Genomic DNA, 25,189 nt, shown 5'->3' on the forward strand with positions numbered 1-25,189 from the left:
CGCGCCCCGGATGCCCAGACGGACATCCGGGGCGCAGTGATCTGTTCTGTTCCTAGTACTCTGCCAGACGGTCGGCAAACTTGTCGAGCAGCTTCTGGTTGAACTCCGGGCCACCGTCGACGTTGGCGCTCATGAACACCGGCGGAGTGACGCCGCGGTCAAGCAGGATGTCGAGAGACTCCATGATGGCGCAGTCAAGCAGCATGCAGCCGGTGTAGAGCGAGGTGCCGCCCACCTTGGTGTCGAGACCCTCGACCTCGATGCAGGCATCGCCGAAGGAGCTCTTGTTGTCGAGGACGACGTCGCCGAACTCGTAGAGGAGCTTGCCGTCGGAGCGGCGGGAGGTGCCGGCCTTGGAGACCTCAAGAGCCGTGACCACGATGGTCTTGACGCCCCTCTTCTGGGCGAGCTCGGCCATCTCGATGCCAAGCGGGTTGCGGCCGGAGTTGGAGATGACGACGAGGCAGTCCTGCGGGCGCAGGTCGAGCTTCTTCATGAACTCGACGCCCGTGCCGTTGAGCATCTCGTAGATGCCGGTGGACGGCTCGCGGATGATGCGCGTCTGGATGTAGCCGCCAGCGCGACCGCAAATCTCCAGCGCATTGCCGAAGGAGTGACCGGAGCCAAAGGCGCGGATGATGCCACCGCGCTCGATCGTGTCGGCAAAGATCGTCGCGGCCTCGTGGATAGCCTCGTCCTGGCCCTCCGTGACCTCATCGATGCGCTTGATGATCTCTTCCTTGAAACGCTCAGCGGTCTTGTACATGTCTCCACCTTTCCCATGAGTGATGCGCACGTGCGCCTTGCCATAGCTTTGCGGACATGAGCCCATGGAAGCCAGGCGCCCTTCGCCCCTGGCTTCCATTGACCCGCTCTCCCGTCGAGGAGACGGGAAGCGCGCAAAAAAGAGGGGCCGGGTCGCGCGAGGCGCCCGACCCCTCTCACTGGACCCTACTTGAGATAGTCCGTCAGGTGGGTCACCGGATCCTGTGGCACGAGCTGAGTCGTGATCTCGACCCCCTTGGCCAGCAGGTCGCGGAACTGCTGCTCCTGCTCGTCGGTGACGTTGACGTACTTCTTGATGGGCTTCGTGTCATCCTTGCCGCCCATGTTGCCGATGTTGATCGTCTTGATGGGCAGGCCAAGGTCCATGAGGCGGATGATGTCGGCCGGCTTGTTCACGATGAGGAACACGCGCTGTCCGGCATACTTGCCCTCGAGAATCTGCTTGGCAGCACGCTCGACCGGAATGATCGAGGTCTTGATGCCAGCAGGGGCCGCCATCCTCAGAACCGACTTGCGCATGTCATCGGCAGCCACCTGATCGTTGGCAACCATAATGCGCGTGAGCTTGAGCGAGTTCGACCAATAGGCCACGACCTGCCCATGAATCAGTCGGTCATCAATGCGGATCGCAACAATGCCGGGCATGCCCTCGAATTCGTCAGCCATAGTGCTACCTCCTCAGATTAGGGTCTACTTAGCAAGGATACCGGTGCAGCCAAGCAGCAGACCAACAACGATGACGATCAGGATCGCCTTGTTGGAAGTCATACCCTTCTTGGAGAGCAGCCAATACACGAGAGCGGTACCGCACAGGGGAAGCAGGGACGGCATGATGCCATCGAGCAGGTCCTGGACGGGCTGCGAGACGTCACCAAAGGTGAACGTGCCGGGCGCGTGGATCGAGACGACGGAGCACACGAGGGCGCCAACGACGACAAGGCCCAGGATGGAGGCGGCGTCGGTGATGGGCTTCATGTTCTCGGCGATCGTGCCGACCGCGGACTGGCCCTGCGTGTAGCCGATCTTGAAGAGGAGCCAACGGATGATAGTCGTCGCAACGCCCATGGCAATCCAAATGAAGCAGCCCACGGGGTTGCCGTCGAGAGCCATGTAGGCGGCGATGGCGCCAAAGATCGTCGGGATGACGACGCCGAAGATGGAGTCGCCCACGCCAGCGAACGGGCCCATGAGGCCGGTCTTGATGCCGCTGACGGCCTCCATGCCGTCGAGCTTGAGCTCGGGCTCAATGGCGCAGTCAATGCCGAGGATAATGAAGGCCATGTCGGGCGTCGTGTTGAAGAACTGAAGGTGGTTCTTCACGGCAACCTGCAGGTCGTCCTCGTTGGTGTAGATCTCCTTCAGGGCGGGCATCATGGCGTAGCAGTAGCCCGAGCCCTGCATCTTCTCGTAGTTCCAACCGATCTGGCCCCAGAAGTACCAGCGCCAGAAGACCTTGTTGAGCGTCTTCTGCGAAAGAGCGGTGTTACTCGTCGTCATCGATGGTCCCTCCCTCGGTGCTAGCAGCCACAGCGGCAACGGCCGGCTTCTGCTGAGTGAACTCGTAGTACTTCACGGCAGCGAAGGCGAGGCCCACGAGAGCAACGCCCAGCATGGGGACGTTGAGGTAGGCGGCAAGCACGAAGCCGAGAAGGGCGTACGGCCAGAAGCGGTTGAGCGGCATGAAGTGAAGCAGGATGGCGATACCGACAGCGGGGAGCATGCCGGAGACGCACTTGAAGCCGTTGAGCAGCCACTCGGGAGCGGCGGCGGCGAGGCTAGCGACGACGTCCTGGCCAAGGGCGAGGCACAGGAAGACGGGGATGGCGCGGGAGAGGCACCAAGGAATCGTGCCCAGCAGGCAGCCGAGCTCGACCTTGCGCCAGTTCTTCTCCTCAGCACCGGCATCGGCCATGTTCTGGAACGCGGTGTTGCAGAAGCGGCCGAGAATGTCGCACTGAACGAGCAGCAAGCCCACGGGCACGGCGACGGCAAGACCAATCTCGGTCGAGCCGGTCGTGACGGCGAAGGCGGTGCCGATCAGGGCACCAGACATGTAGTCAGGGATCGACGAGCCACCATAGGTGCCAACGCCGAGGACCATGAGCTGAAGCGTACCGCCGATGAAGAGGCCCGTGGCCACATCACCCATGACGGCGCCTGCGAACAGGCCAGCGATAACCGGCTTCGACAGGTAGAAGTTCGGTCCCAGCATCTCCCAGGTGACAAACGCCGCGTACACAGTAAGAGCTATGATCTGCGGAAAGCCCATTCCAATTCACCCTCTCTTCTCTTTCTCGGGATCCCTTGATCCCTGGCGCCTCGTAAACCCCAGGAGGACGAGACGCCTGTTTACCTATGCGCCCCCACGCCGGAGGCGCATGGGCAGACCCGGGCCCTTGGGTCTGCGATTTAGTATATGAACTTTGTTGTGAGCTGGTGTGTCGCTTCTGTAACCGTTTCAATACGCGCCGTGAACGGTTGGGTCACAAATGGGGCTCGCAAGCGTGTCCAATCGCTTGCGAGCCCAAAGTCACTGCTAGGGCACTCGATAAGAGGGTCTTACCCCAATGCTTAGCCTAGTTAGTTCCGCGGAGAGCCGAGCGTCTCGCCCGCCAGATAGGTCTCGCGAAGGTTGAGCTCATGGTCGAACACGACGAAGTCCGCGTCGCGGCCGGGCTTGATGGAGCCGCAGACGCCGTCAATGCGGGCCGAGCGGGCCGCGACCTCGGTTGCCATGCGGATGGCCTCGTCCGCGCTCGCGACTCCCCAGTCGACGATGTTCTTGACACCACGAGCCAGCGTGAGCACCGAGCCGGCGATGTTGCCCTTCGTGCCATCCTCGTTCTCGAGGTAGCACAGGCCGCCGTCCATGACGACGGGCAGGCCGCCGCTCATGTAGTGGCCCTCGGGCAGGCCACCGCAGCCGAGACAGTCGGTGATGAGCACGGAGTGCTGCCAGCCCTTTGCGCGCACGAGCGCCTTGATGGCCGCGGGCTGCACGTGCTTGCCGTCGCAGATGACCTCGGCATAGGTCTCGGGCGTGGACATGGCGCAGCCGAGCGTGCCCGGCTCGCGATGGTGAAGGCCACGCATGCCGTTGTAGGTGTGGACAAAGCAGGTGGCGCCGGCGTTCACGGCGGCAAGCGCCTCCTCGTAGGTGGCATCGGAGTGGCCGATGGAGGTCACGACGCCCTCGGCGTCGAGCGCGGCGATGTAGGCCTCGGAGCCGTCACGCTCGGGGGCCAGGGCGCTCTTGACGATGCGGCCGCCGGCCTTCTCCTGCCAGCCCTTGAAGACCTCGTAGCTGGGATCGATGAGGTACTCGGGGTTCTGGGCGCCCACGTGCTTCATCGTGAAGAACGGACCCTCGAGGTAGATGCCCTGGATGTGCGCGCCGCGGAAACCCGAGTCGCGGGAGTCGTCGGCCGCGGCGATGGCGGCGCAGCACTCGCCGATGTGCTCGACACCGTCGGTGAACGTCGTGGGCACCCACGAGGTGGTGCCACGACGGGCGAGCTCGATGCTCGAGGCGTTCATGCCGTCGGCATCGGCGTCGATCGTGGCGTGTCCAAAGAATCCGTGGATGTGCGTGTCCACCATGCCCGGCGCGATCCAGCTGCCCGTGTAGTCGCGAACCTCCACGCCCTCGGGCGCCTCGGCGCTCCACGTGCCGAACGCGCCATCGCGCACGGTGAGGAAGCCACCATCGACGGAAGAGCCCGGCAGGAAGAACCTGTCGGCCTTGATCGCATACGTTGCCATGTCTGTCCTCTCTCAAACGCGGGCTCGCCCGCGCGCGACGGCGCCATACGACGCACACGCCGCACAACCTGTCATCCACCGAGGGGCCACCCCCGCGGGGACTGCCGTTCGATACACTCAATATAGTATGTTTGTCTCCGTCCGCCACCAGCTTCGCGCTAAAGCCGCGGACGACGTCCGTAGGCGGTGGAAAGCCATGAGAACGCCCAAGTACGCCCTCATCAAGGAGGACCTGCGCCGAGAGATCGAGAGCAAGAAGTTCGAGAACGGACAGCGCTTCTACAGCGAGTCCGAGCTCATCGAGCGCTATGGCGTGAGCTCCATCACCATCGTGCGGGCGCTTCGCGAGCTCGTGAACATGGGATACCTCGTGCGCAGCCAGGGCAAGGGCACGTTCGTCTCGCGCACGCGCAAGCGCAGGCTCGTGGAGCTCACGGACATGGAGCCCTGGGAGGGTGCCACCAACAAGGAGAGCGTTCGCGTCATCTCGATGGAGCCGGGATGCGACCCCGAGATCAAGGGCATGATACACCTTGCCGCGAACGAGGGCTACCACAAGATCGTGCGCATACGCAGCTGCGACGGCGTCCCGGTGGTGCTGCAGCGCTCCTACATCCCCAGCCGCCTCGTGCGCGGCGACCTGGACCCGGGCGACTACGTCTCCGTCTACCGCCGCGTGCGCGAGGACTTCAATATCTCGCTGAACGACGAGGCCGCGACCGAGGAGGACGACGTGGTGTTTCCCGCGCCGCCCGACGTTGCCGCAGCCCTCGGGTTCACGGGAGACGTACCGGTCGTCCGCGAGCACAAGCAGACGACGCTGGCCACCGGCGAGGTGGTGGAGGACGCGCTGTCATACCTTCGCTGGGACTACTTTGGCCTCAAGTTCTCATCGCTCGACCGCGGCGGGCTGTCCCGAGGCTAGCGCTGCCGCTGGCGGATGCGTGGGCGGCCGCAAGTGCCAGCGAGGCTATAAAAGGTGATACGTATCGCGTCCGGATAAGGGAGCAAGCATGCTGAACGGTATTCCCAAGAACGTCTCGCCCGAGCTCATCAAGGTGCTCATGGAGATGGGCCACGGAGACGAGATCATCCTTTCCGACGGCAACTATCCCGCCACCTCGAGCGGCAACACCCTCGTGCGCTGCATCGGTCTGGGCGTTCCCGAGCTTCTGGACTCCATCCTCACGCTCATGCCGCTCGACGACTACGTGGAGAGTCCGGTTGCCATGATGGAGAGCCCCACGCCCGAGGAGCCCCCCATCTGGGCAACGTACCGCGAGATCATCGCCAAGCACGCGGGCGACGTGAAGATCAGCCACATCGAGCACGACGCGTTCATCGAGCGGGCACGCAAGTGCTACGCGATCGTCGCGACGTCCGAGGAGGCCACCTACGCGAACATCCTGCTGCGCAAGGGCGTCGTGAAGTAGGGCAAAGCGAGAGAAGACGACGAGGGGCCACCGGCATGACGCTGGCGGCCCCTCGCTTGATGAGACAAGGGGACTGTCCCTTTGTCTCGTTTTTCAGCCTAGCGCTCGAACGGAAACTCGCCGCGGGAGAGGGCGTCGATGGCATCTGCTACGGCGAGGTCCTCGCACGCGCCGATGTGCCAGCGGGCGGCCTCGGCGGCGGCCGGCGTGGCGTTGGAGACGGCCACGGAGTTCTCCACGGCCTCGAGCATCGTCAGGTCGTTCTCGGCGTCACCGAAGACAAAGACGTCCTCGGGCGCCACACCGAGGTAGTCGCGCAGGTACAGGGCGGCCGCACCCTTGTTCCAGCCCTTGGGCATGATGTTGGTGAAGCCCGTCTGCGGAACGTCAAAGTCAAGCTCGGGCAGCTCGTGGGAGAGCAGGCGCGCGAGCTCGCGGGTCTGGGCATCGTCGCCCGCCACGAACGCGTTCACCTTCACGACGTCATGGGCGGGCAGGCCCGCGGGCTCGCAGATCTTGCCGTAGCGGGGAAACGCCGCCGTGAGGTCCTCGGCCGTGCCCGCGCACAGAAGCGGCTGGGCGTCGTCGAAGTAGACGAGGCCCGCGTGGGGAAGCTCGGAGACGAGGGCCGCCATGCGCCGGACGCACTCGGCGGGAATCGTCTTCTCGAGCACCTTCTCGCCGGCATGGTAGACCTGCAGGCCGTTCGTGGCGATGCAGGTGGAGACGCACTCGTCGTCACCATCGAACAGGATGGAGGCCCAGGCAAGCGCCCTGCCCGTGCACGGGCCCACGGCGCATCCTCGCGAGATTGCCCCGCGCATGGCCTCGCGCGTGCGCCTGGGAACCGACCTCATGCCATAGGGCAGGATGGTGCGGTCGATGTCGGTGAGGATGAGCCTCATCCGTGCCTCCAAACGAGGGTGAGTGCAGCCCGCACGCCTCACGCGAGCGGGCCGCACGATGCCTACAGCGACTCGATGACGCGCACGACCTCGCCCACGTACTGCTCGCAGATGGCGGGCGTGGCGGCCTCGACCATGACGCGGACCATCGGCTCGGTGCCGCTCGCGCGGACGAGCGCGCGGCCCTCGCCCTCGAGCGCCGTCTCGACGCCGGCGACGGCGGCCTTGACGCGCTCGTCTGCCATGACGGCGTCCTTGTCGGCCACGACGACGTTCTTGAGCAGCTGCGGGTAGATCTTCACCGGCTCGGTGAGCTCGGAGAGCGTCTTCTTGGAGCCAAGCATCGCCTCGATGATGCGCAGGCTCGTGTTGATGCCGTCTCCGGTGTTGCTGTACTTGGAGAAGATGACGTGCCCGCTCTGCTCGCCACCGAGCGAGTAGCCGTTCTCGACCATGCAGGCGGAGACGTACTTGTCGCCCACGGCCGTCTGCTCGTACCTGAGACCCGCCGCCTCGAGCGCCTTGTACAGGCCGAGGTTGCTCATGACCGTAGTCACGACGGTGTCATCGGCGAGCTGGCCCTTCTTGTGCAGGTAGACGCCGCACGCGTACATGATGAGGTCGCCGTCCACGACGTTGCCGTGCTCGTCGACGGCAATGCAGCGGTCCGCGTCGCCGTCATAGGCAAAGCCCACGTCGAGGCCCTTCTCGGCAACGAGGTTCTGGAGCTGCTCGATGTGCGTGGAACCGCAGCCGCGGTTGATGTTGAAGCCGTTGGGCTCGTTGGACACCACGTAGGTCTTGGCGCCCAGCGCGTCGAACACACCCTTGGCGATGGGCGTGGAGGAGCCGTTGGCGCAGTCCAGGCCGATGCGCATGCCGTGCATGGAGAAGCTCGCCGAGGAGATGAGGAAGCCGATGTAGCGGTTGCGGCCCTCGACGTAGTCGATCGTGCGACCGATGTCCTCGCCGGTGGCCAGGGGCACCTCGGACTTGCCATCGATGTAGTCCTCGATGAGCTCGAGGACCTCGGGCTCCATCTTGTAGCCGCCCGAGTTGATGAGCTTGATGCCGTTGTCCGTGTAGGGGTTGTGGCTCGCCGTGATCATGATGCCGCAGTCAAAGTCCTCGCTGCGGACGACGTAGCTCACCGAGGGGGTCGTGGTGACGTGGAGCAGGTAGGCGTCCGCGCCGCTCGCGACGAGGCCCGCGCCCAGGGCATACTCGAACATGTAGCTCGAGCGACGCGTGTCCTTGCCGATGACGACCTTCGCCTTGCGGCCCTCGCGCAGGCCGTAGTACCAGCCCACGAAGCGTCCGATCGCGAACGCGTGGTCAACCGTGAGGCCCTCGTTGGCGCGACCGCGGAAGCCATCGGTGCCAAAGTACTTCATGCGTGTTCTCCTAAGTCAGTTATGGGGCGCCCCGAAAGACGGTGCCCCGCTTGCTAGGAAGCGAACTCAATTATGCACCGCACGCGCGCGGTGCCACCCATGCGGACGAAAAACGCGCAACCGCGAGTACACTTGGCTGCGTAGGAACGTCAAGAAGGAGAAGCCATGACCATCGAGGAAGACCTGACGGCGCTCGACGCCCTGCAGGCCCACCTGTTTGCCCACCGCCACGCCACGACGTCCATCATGTTCGCCGGCGAGACCACCGACCCCGCCGAGGCCGCCGCACCGCGCGCCGAGGCGCTCGCGACGCTCGAGGAGGAGGTCCACGAGCTGCTGTGCCGCGCCGAGACGGGCGAGCTGCTCGAGCGCCTGGGCAAGGCGGCCGAGGCCGGCGAGCTGGACGAGACGCGCGCCGCGCAGGTGAGGGTGCTCGGGCGCGAGCGCGCCGAGCGCGTCGACGTGCCGGGCGGCGTGCAGGCCGACTTCGCGCGCCTGTGCTGCGAGGCGCAGAGCGTCTGGACGCGCGCCAAGCGCGAGAACGACTGGGCGAGCTTCTCGCCATACCTCGACCGCATGGTCGCGAGCATGCGCGCGATCGCCGAGCTACGCCGCCCGGGCCACGACGCCTACGACACGCTGCTGGACGACTTTGAGCGCGGGACGTCCCGCGCCTTCTATGACGCGTTCTTCTCGCAGGTAAAGGAGTGCGTCGTGCCGATGGTTGCCGCCATCCGCGAGCGGGGCTGGCAGCCGAGCCGCTCCTGCATCGAGGGGACGTTCGACCACGACACGCAGATGGAGCTTGCCCGCGACCTGCTTGAGCTGGAGGGGCTGCGGGCGAGCGCGCTCACGCTCTCCGAGACCGAGCACCCCTTCACCGACTCGGTCTGCAGCGCGCACGCCTACATCGCCACGCACGTCTACGAGGACGACGTCATCAGCAACGTCTACTCGATGCTGCACGAGGGCGGCCACGCCATGTACGAGCAGAACGTCGACCCCAGCTATGACCGCACCATCCTGAACGGCGGCGTCTCGAGCGGCGTCCACGAGAGCCAGAGCCGCTTCTTCGAGAACTACGTCGGCCGCAGCGAGGCGTTTGCGCCCGTCCTGCTCACGGCCCTGCGCCGGCGCTTCCCGGGGCGCTTCGACAACGTGGACGCCCACGAGCTCTACCTCGCCGTGAACCGCGCCGAGCCCGGCCTCGTGCGCACGGAGGCGGACGAGCTCACCTACCCGCTGCACATCCTCATCCGCTATGAGATCGAGCAGATGCTGTTCGACGGCACCGCGACGGCCGCCGACGTCCCCGCGCTGTGGAACGAGCGCTACGCGAGCTACCTTGGCCTTGAGGTGCCCAGCGACACACTTGGGTGCCTGCAGGACGTCCACTGGTCCTGCGGAGACCTGGGCTACTTCCCCACCTATGCGCTCGGCGGCGCCTATGGCGCCCAGCTGCTCGACGCCATGCGTGCGAGCGGCGTGGACTTCGACGGCGCCTGCGCGTCCGGAGACCTCGCGCCTGTTCGCGACTGGCTGCGCGAGCGCGTGTGGCGCCACGGCCGCGCCATCGACCCGATGCCGCTCATCGAGGACGCCTGCGGCGAGCGGCTCGACGCGAGCCACTACACGCGCTACCTCACCGAAAAGTTCTCGGCCATCTACGACCTGTAACGACGAGAAGCGTGGTAACGGGGCTTCCCCTTTGCCACATGGGAGGGACGTTCGATGAGGGCACTCATCCAGCGCGTGAGGCACGCGAGCGTCACCGTGGACGGGCAGGTTGTGGGCAGTTGCGGCAAGGGACTGCTCATCCTGCTTGGCGTGGGGCACGACGATGACGAGTCCGTGGCCGCCAAGCTCTGGAACAAGGCTCGCGACCTGCGCATCTTTGATGACGAGGCAGGCAAGACCAACCTGTCGCTTCTCGATGTGGGAGGCGAGGCGCTCGTGGTGAGCCAGTTCACGCTCTACGCCAACTGCAGGCGCGGGCGCAGGCCCTCGTTCACCGAGGCCGGCAAGCCCACGCGAGCCAACGAGCTGTACGAGCACTTCTGCGGGCTGGCCGAGGAGGACCTTGGCGAGGAGCACGTGGGACGCGGCGTGTTTGGGGCGATGATGGACGTAGAGCTCGTGAACGACGGGCCGTTCACCATCTGGCTCGATACGGACGAGCTGTAGCGAGAGGCAGGACCGTCCCAAAGGTGGAGGGGGCGGGGCAGCCACCCATCGTCCACTCAGACAGCTTCGCGTTGCGAAGAACTCGCGTTCGACGGGTGGCTGCCCCTCCCTGCTTGCTGAGGGGTGGGCCCCGCCTCGGCCATAGCTGCTGAAGGCCATCGCGAACGACAGTCCTTGTTTTGGGCACGAGAAAGGCCCCGATGGCGCATTAGACGCCATCGGGGCCTTGGCTTAGCTATTCAGAAGCGGGGGTGCCGGGGTTGGGGGCGCTTCCGCCGTTCCCGCCGCCGCGGTGGCGGCGACGGCGCTTGCGCTTGGGGGCGTCGCCGTCGGTGGCACCCTGCTGGGCCTTGTCGGCCTGAGGAGCCATGTGCTTGGGCTTCCTGGCCTCGGACGGGACCGTCTGCTGCGGGCGCTGGCCCTCGGCGGCCGCACCGCCCTTGTCGCCCGGACGGCGACGGCGGCGACGCTTCTGCTGTCCCTGGCCCTCGGACGCCTGCTGCTCGCCGGCCTTCTCGGCATCCTGTTTGGGCGCGTTGTGCCTGCGCTCGCGGCGCGCCTCGGAGCGCTGCTGCTCGCGCTGCTCGGCCTGTTGCTCGCCCTCAACGTGGTGGCGGCGCCTCGAGCGCCTGCCCTCGCCGGGAGCGCTCTGCTTCTCGGGCGCGGCCTTTGCCTGCCCGGGCAGGTTCTCTGCGACGTCGCCCGAGACCTCGACGGTCTTGTGACGACGGCGGCGCTTCTGGCCCTGCGCGGCGTCTGCCTGCTTCTCCGCGGACTGCTGGGCGGCCTCGGGGCGCTGGCCCTTGTTGCCCCCCTTGTTGCGACGGCGGCGGCCGGAGCGGCTCTCGCTCACGAAGATGTCCTCGGAGGCAAACGTCTCCTCCGGGATGAGACCGTTCTTGCGATCGAGCTCCTCGAGGGCGGCGCGCACCTCGGGACTGTTGAGGTGCTCCATCGTGGAGCGCAGCACCGTGTCGGGACGGCACGGGCAGCCGAGCTCCTCGCTCTTCTTCTTGGCGGCGTCGCTCGCCTCCATCTCGCCGAGTGGCACGCGAATCTGCTTGCCGTTCTCCAGGCGCAGGGCAAGCTGCTCCTTGGGCGTGTCGTACTCCACGATCTTTGCCGTGCCAAGCGGCGTCTGGATGACGGCGTTCTTCTTGGGCGCGCGCTGCTTGAAGTCGCGGTACGCCTCGAACTCGTAGCGCAGGCAGCACATGAGGCGGCCGCACGCGCCGGAGATCTTGTTGGAGTTGAGCGGCAGGTCCTGCTCCTTTGCCATGCGGATGGACACGGGCTCAAAGCCGCTGCCAAAGCGCGTGCAGCACAGCTCCTGGCCGCAGTGGCCAAAGCCGCCCATGAGCGCGGCCTCCTCGCGCACGCCAATCTGGCGCATGTCGACGCGCTCGCGCAGCTCGCGGGAGAGGTCGCGCACGAGCTGGCGGAAGTCGATGCGCTCGTCGGCCGAGAAGTAGCAGACGCACTTCTCGCCGCCGAACAGGTACTCGACGGCGACGGGCTTCATGTCCAGGCCGCTCTTGGAGACGAGGCGGCGGAACGTCGGGAACGCCCGCTCGCCCTTCTCGGCGAGCCTGTCGGCGAGGGCGTAGTCGTCTGGCGTGGCGACGCGCAGCACCGGCTTGAGCGCGGCGCCGTCCGTCTTGCGGTTGAGCTCGGTCTGGTCCACCTCCATGGGGTCACCCGTGGCCAGGCCCATCTCCGTTCCGCGCTCCGTGGAGCAGATGACGTGGTCTCCCTCGACCGCGTCGGAGTTCTTGGGGTCGAACCACAGGTCACGTGTGGCATAGGCAAACTTCACCGGAATGACGGTGGGCATAGTGCCTCCTTGCAAGAGCACAGCATGACCTCGAGGGCCAGCTGGGGGGATACGTTGTGGGCGAGGCCGTCCGCGGCGCGGTCAACGGCCTCGAGTGCCGCGAGTACGCCGGCGCAGCTCGCCCGTGTGGCGATGCGCTCGACGACGTCTGCGGCGTCGGCGTTCACGATGGGCTGGTCCACGCCCTCGAGGCGCACGAGGCAGTCACGCAGAAGCGAGCTCGCCGCCGCTAGAAGTTCCATCATACCCGAACGCTCCTGCGCCGAGAGGGCGCGCTTGTTGCGCTGCTCCACGAGCTTCATGGCCTTGCTCGACAGGTAGTCCGCGCCCTGGGCGGCCTGCTCGTCCTGGCTGGCGCGCACGTCGTCGAGCGGCGCCTTCGCCGCCACAACGAGGTCGCGAGCCGCACACAGCACATCCCAGGCATCGTCGCGGGCAAGCGCGTCGATGGAGCGAACCATAAGCCGGCGCGCCTCGCGGCGGGCCGGGCTGCCGAGAAAGTCGCTGGCGCGCTCCGGCGTCCCCGCGACGGCGAGGGCGATGCGGGCGGCCGTGTCGTTGGGGTCGACGCCGCAGGAAAGCGCCACGCGTCGGGCCGTCTCGCCGGGGTTGGAGACGCGGAACGGCACGAGCTGGCAGCGCGAGACGATCGTGGGCAGCACGGCGTCGGCCGTGCGGGCCATGAGGACGAAGATGACGCCGTCAGGCGGCTCCTCAATGGTCTTGAGCAGGGCGTTTGCTGACGACTCCCGAAGCGTCTCCACGCGGTCGAGGATGTAGACCTTTGCCTTGGCCCGCACGGGGGCGAGAGACACGTCGGCTATGAGCGAGCGGACCTGCTCGACCACATACCCGCTCGCACCCTCCGGAAAGATCCAGTGGACGTCGGGGTGCGTGCGATGCGCCACGCGGATGCACTCGTCGCAGGCGTCGCAGCCGCCGGTTGGGCACACGACGCACTCGGCCAAGGCAAGCGCGGCCTCGGACTGGCCAGAGCCGGGGGCGCCGAGGAAGAGGTAGGCATGGGAGAGCCTGCCCTCCCGCACGGCGGCGGCCAGGAAGTCCCTCACGCGCGGTTGTCCCTCGATGCGCCCGAGCGCCCCGGGAACGACCGGCTCGCTAGGCATGGTGGCTCACGCCCTCAAGGACGCTCGCCGTGGCGAGAGCGCCATCAATGCGACGTGCGACGTCAGCGGGCTCGCCGGCGGCGTCGATGACGCGGATGCGGGCGGGGTCGGCCTTCGCGCAGGCCAGGTAGTCCGCGCGCACCCGCTGCTGAAACGCAAGGCCCTCGGCCTCGAGGCGGTCCTGGCCGCCGGCCGTTGCGCGCGAGAAGGCGCTCGCGGGGTCCATGTCGAGCACGAGCGTGACGTCTGGCATGACGCCGCAGCTGCCAAGCTCGTTCGCACGCCTCACAAGCTCGTCTGGCAGGCCGCGCGCACCATGCTGGTAGGCATGCGTGGAGTCCAGGAAGCGGTCGCACACGACGACGGCTCCCCTCTCGAGCGCAGGCTCGACGACCTCGCGGACGAGCTGGGCGCGCGAGGCCTCGTACAGCAGCAGCTCGCACTCGTCGGACATCTCGGCGTTTGCGGGGTCGAGCAGAAGGCCGCGGATCTTCTCGGAGATGGACGTGCCGCCCGGCTCGCGAAGGGAGACGACCTCAAAGCCGGACTCACGCAGGCGACAGACGAGCATCGCCGCCTGCGTCGACTTGCCCGAGCCGTCCACACCCTCGAGCGTTATGAACGCGCCGCGGTCGCTAGGCATGAAGCATCGCCCTCCTGGCGGCGACGATCTGGTCGATGACCGCAAGGACGCCGCGCTCCTCGTTGCTGGGCGCAACGTAGTCCGCATGGGCGCGCATCTCAGGGACGGCGTTGGCCATCATGTAGCCAAAGCCCACGGTCTCGAGCATGTCGGCATCGTTGGGGGCATCGCCGAAGGCGGCCATGTCAGCCGTGTCGATGCCCGTGATGTCCGAGACACGCCGAAGGGCGGCACCCTTGCTCACGCCCTCGGGCACGATGTCGACCCACATGACGCCGCCGCAGCAGTACTGGAAGTTGCCGCCGATGCGATCGCGGTATGCGCCGATCTGGTCGAGGGCGTCGTTGTTGGGAAACATCACCGTGAACTTGTTGGCGGGCACGTCAACCTGCGTGAGGTCATCGACGAACTCGCACTTTGTGTAGAACGTCCTGATGAAGTCCTCGTAGGGCTTGGCCTTCGCGTCCACGTAGCAGCCATCGAGTCCGCAGATGAAGCCGTAGTCGCCCATCTCGGACGTTATGCGCGCCATGCGGCGGTAGTCCTCGACCGGCATGTCGGCCTTGAAGATGACCTTGCCGTGGTCCACGACGAGGCCGCCGTTGTCGGCGACGACCATGAGCTCGTCGAGCAGGGCGCCAAAGTTGTCGTGCAGCGTGTACAGCGGCCTGCCGCTCGCAACGGCAAACTCCGCGCCAAGACCCTCGAGCGCAGCGATCCTTTGCTCCACACCCTCGGGAAGCGTGCTGTCATCGAGCAGCAGCGAGCCGTCGAGGTCGGTCACGGCAAGCCGCACGCGACCGAGGTCTGCCGGTTGCGGGCTCACCTCAAACATGTTCGGTCCTCTCCTACTCGCCGGCCTCGCTCGAGTTCTTCTTCGAGCTCGAGCGCTTGGCAGTCGTCTTCTTGGCCGCAGACTTCTTGGCAGTGGCCTTCTTCGTGGCGGCCTTCTTGGCGCCCGAGGCCTTGCCCGCGGCGGCGCGCCCACGAGCGGGCGTCTTGCGCTCGTTGGTGGGGCAGTCCATGTTCACGCACTTCTTCCACGGGCCGCGGGCCGTCTCCACGATAATCATGGGGGCGCCGCACTCGGGGCACGTCTCGTCGGTGGCCGTGAGCTTGCCGCGCGCGGGCAGCGGATAGCTCACGCCGCACTCGTCGTAGTTCGTGCAGCGGATGAAGCGCTTGCCGGAGCGCTCGGACTTGTGGGCGATGAGGTCACCGTGGCGGCCAGCCTCGGCGCAGACCTTGCACTCGCCCACCTTGAGGTCGGGCTCGTAGTTGGTGGGACACTTGGGGTTCACGCAGATCTCGTAGGCCTTGGCGCGGAACGGCTTGCACTTGATGCGTGGGGCGCCGCACTCGGGGCACACGCCCGCCTCGCCCTCGATGGCCTCGTAGCGCACGCCGCTCGGGAGCGGGTAGGTGACGTCGCAGTCGGGCCAGCCCATGCATCCCACGAAGCTGCCGCGGGTCTTGGCGCTCGACTTCACGACGAGGTCGCGGCCGCACTTGGGGCAGGTGCCCACGCGGGCGTCCGCCGTGACGGCGTCGGCGATGGCCTCACCCAGGTCGTCCTTGTGCTCGATGAGCGCGTCGAGCATGCCGGCGAGCAGCGCGCGGGAGTGGTGGACCACCTGGTCCTGCGTATCGGTGCCCTCGGCGACCTTCGTCATGTCCTGCTCGAGCTCGCTCGTCATGTCCGGCGTCGTGATGCGCGGCGCATACGTGTGCAGGGCGTCGATGATGGCCATGCCGAGCTGGCTGGGCTCAACGGGATCGTTCTTGAGGTACTTCACGGTGTAGAGACGCTCGATGATGCTCGCGCGCGTGGACTTCGTGCCCAGGCCTCGCTTCTCCATCTCCTGGATGAGCTTGCCCTGGCTGTAGCGAGCGGGCGGCTCGGTCTGCTTCGCGTCAAGCGAGAGGTCGCGAACGTCCACGACGTCACCCTCGGCAAGGGCCGGGAGCTGCTCGTCTCGCTTGAGGCCAAACGGGTAGATGGCGCGGAACCCCGGCACCTTGAGCACGTCACCGGAGGCCACGAACGGCTCGCCGGCAACGTCGATGGCGAGCTTCGTCCCCTCGATGGTCGCGGGGTCGGAGAGCGTGGCGAGGAAGCGCCGCGCGATGAGGTTGTAGAGTTTCCACTCGGCGGGCTGGAGCTTTGAGGGGTCGCCCACGCCCGTGGGATAGATGGGCGGGTGGTCCGTGTCGAACTGCTTGCCGCGCGTTGCGTGGAGCTCCGGCTCGGCCGTGAGCTTGGCCACGTAGGGCGCGTACTGCGGCACGCCCGCGAGCATCTTGGCCGTGGCGCGCAGGTCAAGCGAGGGCGGGTAGACCGTGTTGTCCACGCGCGGATAGGAGATGAGGCCGTCCATGTAGAGGCTCTCGGCCAGACGCATCGTGCGCGCGGGCGAGAGGCCCTCGGCGGCCGCGGCGGCCTGCAGGCTCGTCGTGTTGAACGGCGCGGGCGGACGCTGCGTGCGCGAGCGCTTCGTCACGGCCGTCACGGTGCCACTCGTCGCGTTCTCCACGTGGGAGTACGCGGCATTGGCCTCCTCCTCGACCGAGAAGCGTCCCTTTGCGTGCGAGATCTTGAACGAGGCGTCATCATCGGCGCCCTGCTCGCAGGCTCGGCCGCCAATGACCCAGTAGTCCTGCGGCACGAACGCCATGCGCTCGCGCTCGCGCTCCACGACGAGGGCGAGCGTGGGCGTCTGCACGCGTCCGGCGCTGCGCACGTTGCCAAAGCCGCCAAAGCGCGCCATCGTGAGGTAGCGCGTCAGCGCCGCGCCCCAGATGAGGTCGATGTACTGGCGGCTCTCGCCGGCGTCGGCAAGGTTCTGGTCAAGCTCGACGAGGTTCGCGAACGCATGCTCGATCTCGCCGCGGGTGTAGGCGGAGTAGCGCGCGCGAGAGACGGGCACGTCCGGGTTCACCTCGAGCACCTGAGCCAGGGCGTCCGAGCCGATGAGCTCGCCCTCGCGGTCGAAGTCCGTGCCGATAACGACGGAGTCGGCCTTCTTGGCGAGGTTCTTGAGCGAGCGGATGATGCCCTTCTCGGCGGGGAGCTTCTCGACGGGCGCCCACACGAGGTAGGGAAGGCTCGGGACCTTCCAGCCCTTGATGTCGACGCCGTCCTCGAGGAACGGCTTCTTCTTCTTGAACGGCGGACGGGGCAGGCCGTCCGGCACGTCGGCCGGAAGGACCTCCCCCTCCGAGGAGATGGCGAACCATCCCTGCTTGTCCGTGAACTTGAGTTCCGTCGGGAAGTCGGGTGCCAGGATGTGGCCGCGCAGGCCGATGGTCACCCACTCCTCCCCCTCTCGCGTGAAGCGGTAGACGGGGGTGTCGTAGACCTTGTCCTTCTTGGGCTTACCAGCCTCAGAGAGCAGGGCCGCGATCTTCTCGGCGGCGTCGTTCTTCTCGGTGATGACGAGCTTCATGGGTTATTCCTCGTTGAACTTGTGCTCCTGGTACTCGTCGCGCGTCCACTTGAGCGACTCCTTGCCGTCTCGGGCGATGAGCACGCGGCGAGCGACGAACAGGGAGGCCTCATACAGGACGATGACTGCGGCGAACATGAGGAACATCGTGATGGGACTCGCGTCGGGCGTCACGACGGCGCTCGCGGCGAGCATGCCCACGTAGATGAAGCGCCACTGCTCGCGCATCGTCTTGTAGGGCACGAGGTGGAACACGAGCAGGTAGAAGATGATGAGCGGCAGCTCGAACGCGGCGCCAAAGCCCAGCTCGAGCAGCGTGATGATGTTGATGTAGTCCTCGGCGTTGGCAAACACGGCCGCGAAGTCGGAGGTCTGCTCGAGCATCCAGCCAAACGTGGCCTGTAGGATGATGAAGTAGCAGAACAGCATGCCAAAGAAGAACAGGAACACGAGGGCGGCCACCGTGGGCGCCACCCACCTCTGCTCGCTTGGCTTGAGCGCCGGCATGAAGAAGCCCAGCACCTGGAAGATGATGATGGGACAGCACACGATGACGGCAAAGAACGCCGAGACCTTGAAGCGCAGCGTGAAGCCGCCGAGCGCCGTGGTAACGTAGAGCTTGCCGCCGTCAGGCATGAACTGGCGGATCGGGTCGATGAGGATCTGGATGAGCGCCGGCGACGCCATGTAGATGACGAGCGTCGTCACGAGGACGCACATGACGATGATGGTGAGGCGACGCCTCAGCTCGCTCAGGTGATCGAGCAGCGGCATTCTTGCGGGTCCGACGGGCATTACGCGTCCTCCTCGTCATCGTCATCTTCGTCATCGAGGCCGTACAGGGCGGCCACGGAGGTGGGGGCAGGCTCGGGATCGGCCTCGGGCTCAGGGGTGGCCTGGGGCTCGGCGCCGGCGTCCTCGTCCGAGTCCGGGTCGGCGGCAGGCTGAGCGCCCTGCTCGGCGTCCTTGCCCTTCTCGGCCGCGGCCTTCTCGGCGGCGAGGCGGGCACGGCGCTCGGCGAACGTCTCGGCGGGCTTGGCGGCGGCCACCTCCTCCTCCGTGAGGTCGGCGTCCTCCTCCTGGGCCTTGGCCGCGGCCTTGCCGGCGGAGGTGTCCGCGGCATTCTGGATGGGGTCGATGATCTCTGACTGAACGACCTTGGTCACGCCCTCGGACGCCGTGCGGAACTGGCGCAGCGCACGGCCGATGGTGCGCCCCATGCCCGGGAGCTTGTCCGGGCCAAACAGCAGGAACGCGAACAGGATGATGAGTACGAGCTCTTGGTCTCCGATGCCGAACACGTATGCCTCCTACGGCGTCGCGCGCCCGGCACATGTGCCAGGCGCGACGGTTTTCTAGTCGCTGATGTTGAGCTGTCCCTCGACGCCCAGAAGGCCAAGCACGCGCCTCACGTTGGGCTGGGGGTTGGTCACGGCAAACGTCACGCCGGCGTCTGCGCTGCGCGTGGCGGCACCCACAAGCACGCCGATGCCCGTCGAGTCGATGTAGGCCACTTGGGCCAGGTCGACGGAAATGCCGGCAGGCGTCTGGCCGAGGACGGCGTCGAGCGCCTCGCGGAGCTCGTTGGCGTTCGAGACGTCAACCTCACCCGTAACGGTCACGGTGGACGCGCCGGCATCGGTGGTCGTCTTGATGGAAAGGTCCATGTCCTCTCCCTTCCCTTACTCGGCGTCCGCGGTGGTGTCCGTGGCAGCGTCCGAGCTTGTGATGGACTGGAGCTTCGAGGTGACGAAGCTCTTCATGCCGCACGTGTCGTCCGGGTCGACCTCGAGCGCCTTGTTGTAGGCGTCCGTGGCCTTGTCCGTCTCGCCGGCATCCTCGTAGATCATGCCAAGGTTGGCCCAGGCGGGGGCGTAGTCCGCCGTGCCCGCGCAGAACTGCTCGAGCGCCGCGATGGCACCGTCGGTGTCACCAAGGTAGTACTGGCACAGGGCGCGGTTCACGTGCGCCGCTTTGGCGTCATTGCTCGCAAGGTAGGTGTCGTAGTAGCCCTCGGCCTTCTGGAGAAGGTCGGTCACGTGGGCCTGCTCGTCATCGGTGCTCGCATAGTTGCGGGCCATGTCGCCCCAGGTGAGGTAGGTGTTCGCGAGGTTGATGAGCGACGCGGCGTCATCGGGGTTTGCCTCGAGCTTGCTCTCGAGCGAGCTGGCCGTGGCGGAGTAGCGGCTGTCGAGCTGGTCCATGTAGGAGCTCGTCGTGGCGGCAGCCGAATCGGAGGAGGCGACATCGGAGCCGTCCGCCGAGCTCGAGGAGGCCTTCATGCCCGAGACGATCGCGGACAGGGACGGCAGCAGGATGGAGCCCACCATGATGATGGAGACGAGGACGACGGCCACCAGCACGAGCGGCCTGCGCGACGCAGGGTTGACCGTGCGCTCGGACTGCTCGTCCGCGCCCATTTCCTTGTCGCTCTTCTTGGCCTTGGATGCCATGCCGTGACCTTCCTGCCCGCCGATTCGGACGCCGTTACCTATAAGTATGTCCCCGCGTCAACCCTAGGGCCAAGTTGGACACATGGCGGACATTCTACCCCAAGCCACCAAATAACCATCCGCAGGACAGGGAGGGACGGGCCCTCCGGCTCGCCAGACGCCAGAGGGCCCGTCCATGCAGTCGCGCCTTTGACCCACCTGCCGGCAGCGTGGCAGGGACACGTCGCCTTCGTCACGCCCTCTTCGCGCGGGCGAGACGAGCCGAGACGAGCCGCACGCAGGCGACGAACACGTCGAGCGCGGCGGAGAGGTCGTCGAGCGTGGGATAGGACGGCGCGATGCGAATGTTCGTGTCACGCGGGTCACAGCCATACGGCCACGTGGCGCCGGCGCCCGTCATCTTGACGCCAAGCTCGGCGGCAAGCGACACGATGGCCTTCGCCGAGCCCTCCGGCCCGTCGAACGAGACAAAGTAGCCACCCTTGGGGTGAGACCACGTGGCACATCCCAGCTCGCCGAGACCCTCGGTGAGCTTCCTCTCCACGAGCTCGAAGCGCGGGCGCAGCACGCGGGCCTGCTCGGCCATGTGCGCGCGCACCGCGGCGGCGTTGGGCAGCCAGCGGGCATGGGCGAGCTGCGTGATCTTGTCGCAGCAGACGCGCTCGATGCCAAACCAGGCACGCAGGTCATCGGCGTCTGCCGCGCTTGCGGCCACGGCGGCGATGCCGCTGCCCGGGAACGTCACCTTGCTCGTGGAGGCGAACTCGTAGACGAGGTCGTCGTTGCCCGCCTCGGCCACGGCGCCAAAGACCTCCAGCAGCTCGTCGGGCGTGTCGGTGAGGTCGTGGACGACATAGGCGTTGTCCCAGAAGATGCGGAAGTCGGGCGCCGCGGGCTTGAGCGCGGCCATGCGGCGCACGGTCTCGTCAGAGTAGGTGATGCCCGTGGGGTTGGAGTACTTGGGCACGCACCAGATGCCCTTGACGGCCGGGTCGCCCTCGACGAGGCGGCGGACCTCGTCCATGTCGGGGCCGTCCGGGCCCATGGCAACGGGAACGTTCTCGAAGCCGGCGTTGGCCGAGACCGCAAAGTGACGGTCATAGCCGGGGCTGGGGCACAGGAACTTGAGCGGGCCACGCTGCGCCTGCAGCACCTGGGGCTCACAGCCGCGCACGCCCTTGACCCAGCCGTGCAGCACGACGTCGCTCATGATGTTCAGGCTCGACGATCCCCCGAGAACCACGTTGGCGACGTCCACGTCAAGGATGTCCGCCATGAGGGCGCGGGCCGAGGGCAGGCCGTCGGGACAGCCGTAGTTGGCCGCGTCAACACCGCCGTCCGTGAGGTCCGAGGTCGACGCGAGGGCGTCGAGCATCGGGCGGGAGAGGTCAACCTGCTCGGGAGAGGGCTTGCCCCTCGCCATGTCCAGCGACAGGCCCTTGGCCCTGAGCCTCTCGACATCGGCCTCGAGCTGCGCGATCGCAGCGTCAAGCTCCTCGGTGGTCATGCTCTCGTAGGCGTTTGCCATGTTCGTCTCCATCCACCTGGATTCACGCGCGAGCGCGCCCGTCTCAGATGAGTATATGCGTTACCATTGGCCGCATGGAAAAGCCGCCCTACATTCCCAACTCAGACGAGTACGGAGAGCTCCAGCGCTTCGTAGAGGCGCTGTATGCCTCCGAGACGCTCGTGGACAACCTTGACGTGCAGGTCATGGCGCAGACGTTCGACCTGCCCGAGGATCTCATCGAGATCGTCTCCATGCTGCCGAGCGGCCTGTACGAGCGCGCCCGCATCGCGGACCAGCTCAACTCCGCGCTTGCCGCCCACGGCTGGACGCAGCGCTTCGGCACGGTCGAGTAGCTCCCGCCCATCGCCATCGCCCACAAAAAAGCGGGCGCCCGCAGAGACGAGCGCCCACCAAGGGCCTTATGCTTCCGAAGCTCCGTCCACGTGCTTGGACCCGTGCGTTGCCGCGAGGATGAACACGCTGCCCACGATGGCACTCGCCACCGAGCACGCGAGGATGGCGCACTTGGCAGCCAGCACCTCGCTCTCGACGCTGAACGCGAGGCCCGCGATGAGGATGGACATCGTGAAGCCCAGGCCGCCCATGAGGCCCACGCCGATGATCTGCCTCCAGTCAACGCCGCGCGGCAGCTTGGCAAAGCCGATCTTCACGAGCACGAACGTCACGCCGATGATGCCGATGGGCTTGCCGAGAAACGCACCCAAGAACACGCCGCGCGTCACCGGGTCGGCGACGATGGCCGCGGGGTCGGCCCCCACGAGGCAGACCTGCGCGTTCACGAAGGCGAACAGCGGCAGGATGAGGAAGTTCACGAGCACCGAGATGGCATGCTCCACGCGCTGCAGCGGCGGGGTCACGCGGTGCATGACGCGCTCGACGCCCTCGGCCACCACCGTGAAGTCGTGCTGGCCGAGCACGTGGGACCCCTCGTCATAGGCGTCGTCAAGCACGACGGCCTTGTCGCCCAGCCATCCGCGCAGCGAGTCAAGCTGGATGTCGGAGCGGGCCGGCAGGAACAGCGCAAGGATGACGCCGGCGAGCGTGGCGTGGATGCCGGAGTTGAACATGCACACCCACAGCACGAGGCCCGCCGCGATGTACCAGCGCGATGAGTAGCAGTGGCAGCGGTGCAGCGCCGTGAGCACCACGACGCAACCCAGCGAGGCGGCGAGCCACGGGACGGACGGCGTCTGGCCGTAGAACACCGCGATCACGATGATGGCGAGGATGTCGTCGGCGATGGCCAGCGTGGAGAAGAACACCTTCGTGGCGGGCGCCACGCGGTCGCCGAGCAGCGACATGATGCCGAGCGCGAAGGCGATGTCGGTTGCCATGGGAACGGCCCAGCCGTGCGGGGCGCCGTTCGCACCGAGATTCAGCAGCATGTAGATGATGGAGGGGACCGCGACGCCGCCCACGGCCGCGAGCATGGGCAGCGCGGCCTGGCGCGGGCGCCTCAGCTGGCCCACCGTCATCTCGTACTTGAGCTCGATGCCCACGAGCAGAAAGAAGATGGCCATGAGGAAGTCGTTCACGAACTGCTCGAGCGTGAGCGTCGCAGACCACGAGCCGATGCCGAGCGTCACGCCGGTCTCGAAGAAGTGATGGACCGCCTCGTAGGCGGGCGTGTTGGCCACGATGACGGCGAGGATGGCCGCGAGCACCATCACGGCCGCCGCGATCGTTCCGTTCGAGGTGATCTCATGGATCGAGTCGCGCTTCTCGATGCGACGCGCAACCGCATCGATGCCGATGATCTCCTCGTCGATGATGGACTCAGGGGTCTGGGTCATGTCGCTCCGTTCTGGGCTTGTCGCCCATCCTTGCGCGGGGAACCTGGCCCCGCGTCTCAGAAGGGCCGCCAGCGCTCGTGCGCGCCGGCGGCCCCGTTGCTTGCTACAGAATGTATACCCTGGCGAGATTGCCGGGCGAAGGTGTTACGCAGCGGATACGCAAATCATCCGTAACTCGCGAGGCGGACGCTACTCCGCGGCGGCCAGGATCGGCGCGGCGACCTGCTTCTTGCGGGAGAGGACGCCGGGCATCCACACGCCGTCGTGCTCGTCGGCGATGCCGAGGCCCTTCTGGGCAAGCTCGGTGTCGCCCTCGAACAGGACCTGGGAGCCCTCCTCCATGATGTCGGTGACGCACAGGACGATGCCGTCGGCGCCCTTGTCGGCGGCGTAGGCGCGCATGGCCTCGCGGATCTCGTCGATCATGCCGAGGGCGCGGGTCTTGTCGACCGTCTCGTACTGGCCGATGAGCAGCTTGTTGCCGGCGGGCTCGAACATCTTGATGTCGTTGCCCACCATCTCGGCGGCCGTGAAGGAGCCGGACGGGCGGCTGAGGAAGACCTCCATGCCGAACTTGACGGGGTCGACGCCCACCTGCTGGCCAAGCTTGGCGGCCATGGCACGGTCGACGTCGGTGGTCGTGGGGCTCTTGAGCATGAGCGTGTCGGTCATCATTGCAGAGAGCAGCAGCTTCGCCTGGACGTCGGTAGGCTGCTGGCCGAGGACCTCGAACAGCTTGGCGACGATGGTGCAGCTGGAGCCCCAGGGCAGGCAGATGTAGTGCAGCGGGGCGGCCGTCTCGAAGTCACCGATGCGGTGGTGGTCAACGACGCCGGCCACGACGGCGCCCTTGAGGCCCTCGACGGACTGCGCGGACTCGTTGTGGTCGGTCAGCACGACGAGCTGGCCCGCCTCGACGCTCTCGATTTGCTCGGGCTCGGCGACGCCGGCCTCGGCGAGGAGCTTGGCGGACTCGGCGGGCAGGGCGCCCAGGGCGCAGGCCTTGTACTCGTTGCCGTCGTAGTTCACCTGGTTGAGCAGCTGGGACAGGACGACGGCGCTCATGATGGCGTCGTTGTCGGGGTTCTTGTGACCAAAGACGTAGACCGTGCTCATTGACACTCCTTCTATCTGCGACGCCCGCGGGGGCATCTGCCGCATTTACGCTAACGATTCATTGTACTAGCTCGATGGGCGCGGCGCGGTGACAGTTGACCCCGACACCGATGCCACCGGGACCAAATGAACCCGTCCCCTTTGGTCCCGCTACAAGCTCCGTTCGACGAAGACCTTGTCGGCCACGGCCTCAACGCCGGCAGCCATGACGCGGGAGATGCCGGGCGCCACCTCCGCGCCCGAGGCTCCCACGAGGGTCACGCGCGGGGTGGCAAGCGCCCCCTCGCCCTCGAAGCGCTGGGCAACGGCCTGCTCGAGGGCGCCCGCAAGCTCGTCGTAGGCACTCGCCACGTTCACGCCCTCGTCTATGCACGCCTCGTACAGCGCCTTTATCTCGTTGATGGAGAACACGCGCTTGAACGCGCAGACGAACGTGAGCGTCGCCACGTGCCTGCGCGTGTAGCGGCGACGTCGCGGCGCGGGCACGACGCGTTGCTTCACATAGTTGTTCACCATGGAGCCCGTGATGAGCTCCTCGCCCGGCAAGGCCATGAACGACAGGCTCTGCGAGACGAGCGCGAGCACCTGGTCGAGGTACAGCTCGATCCTCGGCATCTCGTCGATGCGCATGATGTGGGCCTCGCGCATGCGACGCGCCAGGGCGCGCGCATCGTCCTCGTCAAGCGTCATGTTGCTGCCACCCTCCCCGGCCGAGCCGGCCATCTCATGGCAAGTTTGCACATTATCGATATGTGCTCATCTAGTTTTGAATACTAGATAGA

Annotated in this window: 25 protein-coding genes; 5 read left to right on the forward strand and 20 right to left on the reverse strand. The window is 66.5% G+C overall.

The window, feature by feature from the left end; genetic code table 11:
- Window positions 1–52 precede the first annotated feature (52 nt).
- The 5 genes from Pcatena_RS06535 to nagA all read right to left on the reverse strand — a co-directional run bounded on the left by Pcatena_RS06535 (window position 53) and on the right by nagA (window position 4,548).
- Entirely contained in the window at window positions 53–766 is a 714-nt protein-coding gene (locus Pcatena_RS06535) for a sugar isomerase domain-containing protein (protein ID WP_126422732.1), read from the reverse strand.
- Between the two features lie 185 nt (window positions 767–951).
- The gene (locus Pcatena_RS06540; protein ID WP_198433392.1) at window positions 952–1,452 is read right to left on the reverse strand and encodes a PTS system mannose/fructose/N-acetylgalactosamine-transporter subunit IIB; all 501 of its coding nucleotides are present in this window, start codon (window positions 1,450–1,452) and stop codon (window positions 952–954) included.
- Window positions 1,453–1,476: 24 nt separating this feature from the next.
- Complete coding sequence (locus Pcatena_RS06545; RefSeq protein ID WP_126422734.1) at window positions 1,477–2,283, reverse strand: PTS system mannose/fructose/sorbose family transporter subunit IID; 807 nt, start codon at window positions 2,281–2,283, stop codon at window positions 1,477–1,479.
- Window positions 2,270–3,055 carry a PTS mannose/fructose/sorbose/N-acetylgalactosamine transporter subunit IIC gene (locus Pcatena_RS06550; protein WP_198433393.1) on the reverse strand — a complete coding sequence of 262 codons (786 nt, stop codon included), beginning with the start codon at window positions 3,053–3,055 and terminating at the stop codon, window positions 2,270–2,272. The genes Pcatena_RS06545 and Pcatena_RS06550 overlap by 14 nt, the downstream gene beginning before the upstream one ends.
- 311 nt (window positions 3,056–3,366) lie before the next feature.
- On the reverse strand, window positions 3,367–4,548 hold the full coding sequence (nagA, locus tag Pcatena_RS06555) for an N-acetylglucosamine-6-phosphate deacetylase (protein ID WP_126422738.1): 1,182 nt from the start codon (window positions 4,546–4,548) through the stop codon (window positions 3,367–3,369).
- 196 nt (window positions 4,549–4,744) lie between these two features.
- Here nagA and Pcatena_RS06560 point away from each other — a divergent pair, with 196 nt between their 5' ends.
- Both Pcatena_RS06560 and Pcatena_RS06565 read left to right on the forward strand, forming a co-directional pair.
- Complete coding sequence (locus Pcatena_RS06560) at window positions 4,745–5,473, forward strand: GntR family transcriptional regulator (RefSeq protein ID WP_172596403.1); 729 nt, start codon at window positions 4,745–4,747, stop codon at window positions 5,471–5,473.
- Window positions 5,474–5,561: 88 nt separating this feature from the next.
- The gene (locus Pcatena_RS06565; protein WP_126422742.1) at window positions 5,562–5,981 is read left to right on the forward strand and encodes an RbsD/FucU family protein; all 420 of its coding nucleotides are present in this window, start codon (window positions 5,562–5,564) and stop codon (window positions 5,979–5,981) included.
- A gap of 98 nt (window positions 5,982–6,079) precedes the next feature.
- On the opposite strand, the gene Pcatena_RS06570 is transcribed toward Pcatena_RS06565, so the two are convergent.
- Both Pcatena_RS06570 and glmM read right to left on the reverse strand, forming a co-directional pair.
- Window positions 6,080–6,886 carry an HAD-IIB family hydrolase gene (locus Pcatena_RS06570; RefSeq protein ID WP_126422744.1) on the reverse strand — a complete coding sequence of 269 codons (807 nt, stop codon included), beginning with the start codon at window positions 6,884–6,886 and terminating at the stop codon, window positions 6,080–6,082.
- A 62-nt stretch (window positions 6,887–6,948) separates the two neighbouring features.
- Window positions 6,949–8,280 (reverse strand): phosphoglucosamine mutase, encoded by a 1,332-nt coding sequence (glmM, locus tag Pcatena_RS06575; RefSeq protein ID WP_126422746.1) that lies wholly within the window; start codon window positions 8,278–8,280, stop codon window positions 6,949–6,951.
- Between the two features lie 165 nt (window positions 8,281–8,445).
- Between glmM and Pcatena_RS06580 the strand changes: the two genes are divergently transcribed.
- Window positions 8,446–9,957, forward strand: coding sequence for a carboxypeptidase M32 (locus Pcatena_RS06580; RefSeq protein ID WP_126422748.1), 1,512 nt, complete (start codon window positions 8,446–8,448; stop codon window positions 9,955–9,957).
- A 54-nt stretch (window positions 9,958–10,011) separates the two neighbouring features.
- Window positions 10,012–10,464, forward strand: a complete 453-nt coding sequence (gene dtd / locus Pcatena_RS06585) for a D-aminoacyl-tRNA deacylase (protein ID WP_126422750.1) — start codon at window positions 10,012–10,014, stop codon at window positions 10,462–10,464.
- A 235-nt stretch (window positions 10,465–10,699) separates the two neighbouring features.
- On the opposite strand, the gene Pcatena_RS06590 is transcribed toward dtd, so the two are convergent.
- From Pcatena_RS06590 to Pcatena_RS06635, 10 genes are all read right to left on the reverse strand, one after another.
- On the reverse strand, window positions 10,700–12,298 hold the full coding sequence (locus tag Pcatena_RS06590) for a PSP1 domain-containing protein (protein WP_126422752.1): 1,599 nt from the start codon (window positions 12,296–12,298) through the stop codon (window positions 10,700–10,702).
- Window positions 12,277–13,425, reverse strand: a complete 1,149-nt coding sequence (locus tag Pcatena_RS06595) for a DNA polymerase III subunit (RefSeq protein WP_126422754.1) — start codon at window positions 13,423–13,425, stop codon at window positions 12,277–12,279. The genes Pcatena_RS06590 and Pcatena_RS06595 overlap by 22 nt, the downstream gene beginning before the upstream one ends.
- The gene (gene tmk, locus Pcatena_RS06600) at window positions 13,418–14,068 is read right to left on the reverse strand and encodes a dTMP kinase (RefSeq protein WP_126422756.1); all 651 of its coding nucleotides are present in this window, start codon (window positions 14,066–14,068) and stop codon (window positions 13,418–13,420) included. The genes Pcatena_RS06595 and tmk overlap by 8 nt, the downstream gene beginning before the upstream one ends.
- Window positions 14,061–14,903 carry an HAD-IIB family hydrolase gene (locus Pcatena_RS06605; protein ID WP_126422758.1) on the reverse strand — a complete coding sequence of 281 codons (843 nt, stop codon included), beginning with the start codon at window positions 14,901–14,903 and terminating at the stop codon, window positions 14,061–14,063. The genes tmk and Pcatena_RS06605 overlap by 8 nt, the downstream gene beginning before the upstream one ends.
- Window positions 14,904–14,916: 13 nt before the next feature.
- Complete coding sequence (locus tag Pcatena_RS06610; protein WP_126422760.1) at window positions 14,917–17,514, reverse strand: DNA topoisomerase I; 2,598 nt, start codon at window positions 17,512–17,514, stop codon at window positions 14,917–14,919.
- A gap of 3 nt (window positions 17,515–17,517) precedes the next feature.
- A complete protein-coding gene (gene tatC, locus Pcatena_RS06615; protein WP_126422762.1) occupies window positions 17,518–18,309 on the reverse strand; it encodes a twin-arginine translocase subunit TatC in 792 nt (263 codons plus the stop codon).
- Window positions 18,309–18,815: a twin-arginine translocase TatA/TatE family subunit gene (locus Pcatena_RS06620; RefSeq protein WP_126422764.1), complete on the reverse strand. Its 507-nt coding sequence runs from the start codon at window positions 18,813–18,815 to the stop codon at window positions 18,309–18,311. Before Pcatena_RS06620 ends, tatC begins: the two co-directional genes overlap by 1 nt.
- A 54-nt stretch (window positions 18,816–18,869) precedes the next feature.
- Window positions 18,870–19,181, reverse strand: a complete 312-nt coding sequence (locus Pcatena_RS06625) for an STAS domain-containing protein (RefSeq protein WP_126422766.1) — start codon at window positions 19,179–19,181, stop codon at window positions 18,870–18,872.
- Between the two features lie 15 nt (window positions 19,182–19,196).
- Window positions 19,197–19,967 (reverse strand): tetratricopeptide repeat protein, encoded by a 771-nt coding sequence (locus Pcatena_RS06630; RefSeq protein WP_126422768.1) that lies wholly within the window; start codon window positions 19,965–19,967, stop codon window positions 19,197–19,199.
- Between the two features lie 232 nt (window positions 19,968–20,199).
- Entirely contained in the window at window positions 20,200–21,495 is a 1,296-nt protein-coding gene (locus Pcatena_RS06635) for an aminotransferase class I/II-fold pyridoxal phosphate-dependent enzyme (protein WP_126422770.1), read from the reverse strand.
- A gap of 74 nt (window positions 21,496–21,569) precedes the next feature.
- Between Pcatena_RS06635 and Pcatena_RS06640 the strand changes: the two genes are divergently transcribed.
- Window positions 21,570–21,830, forward strand: a complete 261-nt coding sequence (locus Pcatena_RS06640; RefSeq protein WP_126422772.1) for a hypothetical protein — start codon at window positions 21,570–21,572, stop codon at window positions 21,828–21,830.
- A gap of 66 nt (window positions 21,831–21,896) precedes the next feature.
- On the opposite strand, the gene nhaA is transcribed toward Pcatena_RS06640, so the two are convergent.
- The 3 genes from nhaA to Pcatena_RS06655 all read right to left on the reverse strand — a co-directional run bounded on the left by nhaA (window position 21,897) and on the right by Pcatena_RS06655 (window position 25,097).
- Window positions 21,897–23,291, reverse strand: a complete 1,395-nt coding sequence (nhaA, locus tag Pcatena_RS06645; protein ID WP_126422774.1) for a Na+/H+ antiporter NhaA — start codon at window positions 23,289–23,291, stop codon at window positions 21,897–21,899.
- Window positions 23,292–23,480: 189 nt separating this feature from the next.
- Complete coding sequence (locus Pcatena_RS06650) at window positions 23,481–24,407, reverse strand: manganese-dependent inorganic pyrophosphatase (RefSeq protein WP_126422776.1); 927 nt, start codon at window positions 24,405–24,407, stop codon at window positions 23,481–23,483.
- A 150-nt stretch (window positions 24,408–24,557) separates the two neighbouring features.
- Window positions 24,558–25,097, reverse strand: a complete 540-nt coding sequence (locus tag Pcatena_RS06655) for a DUF1836 domain-containing protein (protein ID WP_172596404.1) — start codon at window positions 25,095–25,097, stop codon at window positions 24,558–24,560.
- Window positions 25,098–25,189 lie beyond the last annotated feature (92 nt).

Origin of the sequence: Parolsenella catena, assembly GCF_003966955.1 — a bacterium.
Lineage (GTDB): Bacteria > Actinomycetota > Coriobacteriia > Coriobacteriales > Atopobiaceae > Parolsenella > Parolsenella catena.

Coding starts and splice junctions, on each gene's coding strand:
- Pcatena_RS06535 (WP_126422732.1), bottom strand. CDS start 766: ATGTACAAGACCGCTGAGCGTTTCAAGGAAGAGATCATCAAGCGCATC.
- Pcatena_RS06540 (WP_198433392.1), bottom strand. CDS start 1,452: ATGGCTGACGAATTCGAGGGCATGCCCGGCATTGTTGCGATCCGCATT.
- Pcatena_RS06545 (WP_126422734.1), bottom strand. CDS start 2,283: ATGACGACGAGTAACACCGCTCTTTCGCAGAAGACGCTCAACAAGGTC.
- Pcatena_RS06550 (WP_198433393.1), bottom strand. CDS start 3,055: ATGGGCTTTCCGCAGATCATAGCTCTTACTGTGTACGCGGCGTTTGTC.
- nagA (WP_126422738.1), bottom strand. CDS start 4,548: ATGGCAACGTATGCGATCAAGGCCGACAGGTTCTTCCTGCCGGGCTCT.
- Pcatena_RS06560 (WP_172596403.1), top strand. CDS start 4,745: ATGAGAACGCCCAAGTACGCCCTCATCAAGGAGGACCTGCGCCGAGAG.
- Pcatena_RS06565 (WP_126422742.1), top strand. CDS start 5,562: ATGCTGAACGGTATTCCCAAGAACGTCTCGCCCGAGCTCATCAAGGTG.
- Pcatena_RS06570 (WP_126422744.1), bottom strand. CDS start 6,886: ATGAGGCTCATCCTCACCGACATCGACCGCACCATCCTGCCCTATGGC.
- glmM (WP_126422746.1), bottom strand. CDS start 8,280: ATGAAGTACTTTGGCACCGATGGCTTCCGCGGTCGCGCCAACGAGGGC.
- Pcatena_RS06580 (WP_126422748.1), top strand. CDS start 8,446: ATGACCATCGAGGAAGACCTGACGGCGCTCGACGCCCTGCAGGCCCAC.
- dtd (WP_126422750.1), top strand. CDS start 10,012: ATGAGGGCACTCATCCAGCGCGTGAGGCACGCGAGCGTCACCGTGGAC.
- Pcatena_RS06590 (WP_126422752.1), bottom strand. CDS start 12,298: ATGCCCACCGTCATTCCGGTGAAGTTTGCCTATGCCACACGTGACCTG.
- Pcatena_RS06595 (WP_126422754.1), bottom strand. CDS start 13,425: ATGCCTAGCGAGCCGGTCGTTCCCGGGGCGCTCGGGCGCATCGAGGGA.
- tmk (WP_126422756.1), bottom strand. CDS start 14,068: ATGCCTAGCGACCGCGGCGCGTTCATAACGCTCGAGGGTGTGGACGGC.
- Pcatena_RS06605 (WP_126422758.1), bottom strand. CDS start 14,903: ATGTTTGAGGTGAGCCCGCAACCGGCAGACCTCGGTCGCGTGCGGCTT.
- Pcatena_RS06610 (WP_126422760.1), bottom strand. CDS start 17,514: ATGAAGCTCGTCATCACCGAGAAGAACGACGCCGCCGAGAAGATCGCG.
- tatC (WP_126422762.1), bottom strand. CDS start 18,309: ATGCCCGTCGGACCCGCAAGAATGCCGCTGCTCGATCACCTGAGCGAG.
- Pcatena_RS06625 (WP_126422766.1), bottom strand. CDS start 19,181: ATGGACCTTTCCATCAAGACGACCACCGATGCCGGCGCGTCCACCGTG.
- Pcatena_RS06630 (WP_126422768.1), bottom strand. CDS start 19,967: ATGGCATCCAAGGCCAAGAAGAGCGACAAGGAAATGGGCGCGGACGAG.
- Pcatena_RS06635 (WP_126422770.1), bottom strand. CDS start 21,495: ATGGCAAACGCCTACGAGAGCATGACCACCGAGGAGCTTGACGCTGCG.
- Pcatena_RS06640 (WP_126422772.1), top strand. CDS start 21,570: ATGGAAAAGCCGCCCTACATTCCCAACTCAGACGAGTACGGAGAGCTC.
- nhaA (WP_126422774.1), bottom strand. CDS start 23,291: ATGACCCAGACCCCTGAGTCCATCATCGACGAGGAGATCATCGGCATC.
- Pcatena_RS06650 (WP_126422776.1), bottom strand. CDS start 24,407: ATGAGCACGGTCTACGTCTTTGGTCACAAGAACCCCGACAACGACGCC.
- Pcatena_RS06655 (WP_172596404.1), bottom strand. CDS start 25,097: ATGACGCTTGACGAGGACGATGCGCGCGCCCTGGCGCGTCGCATGCGC.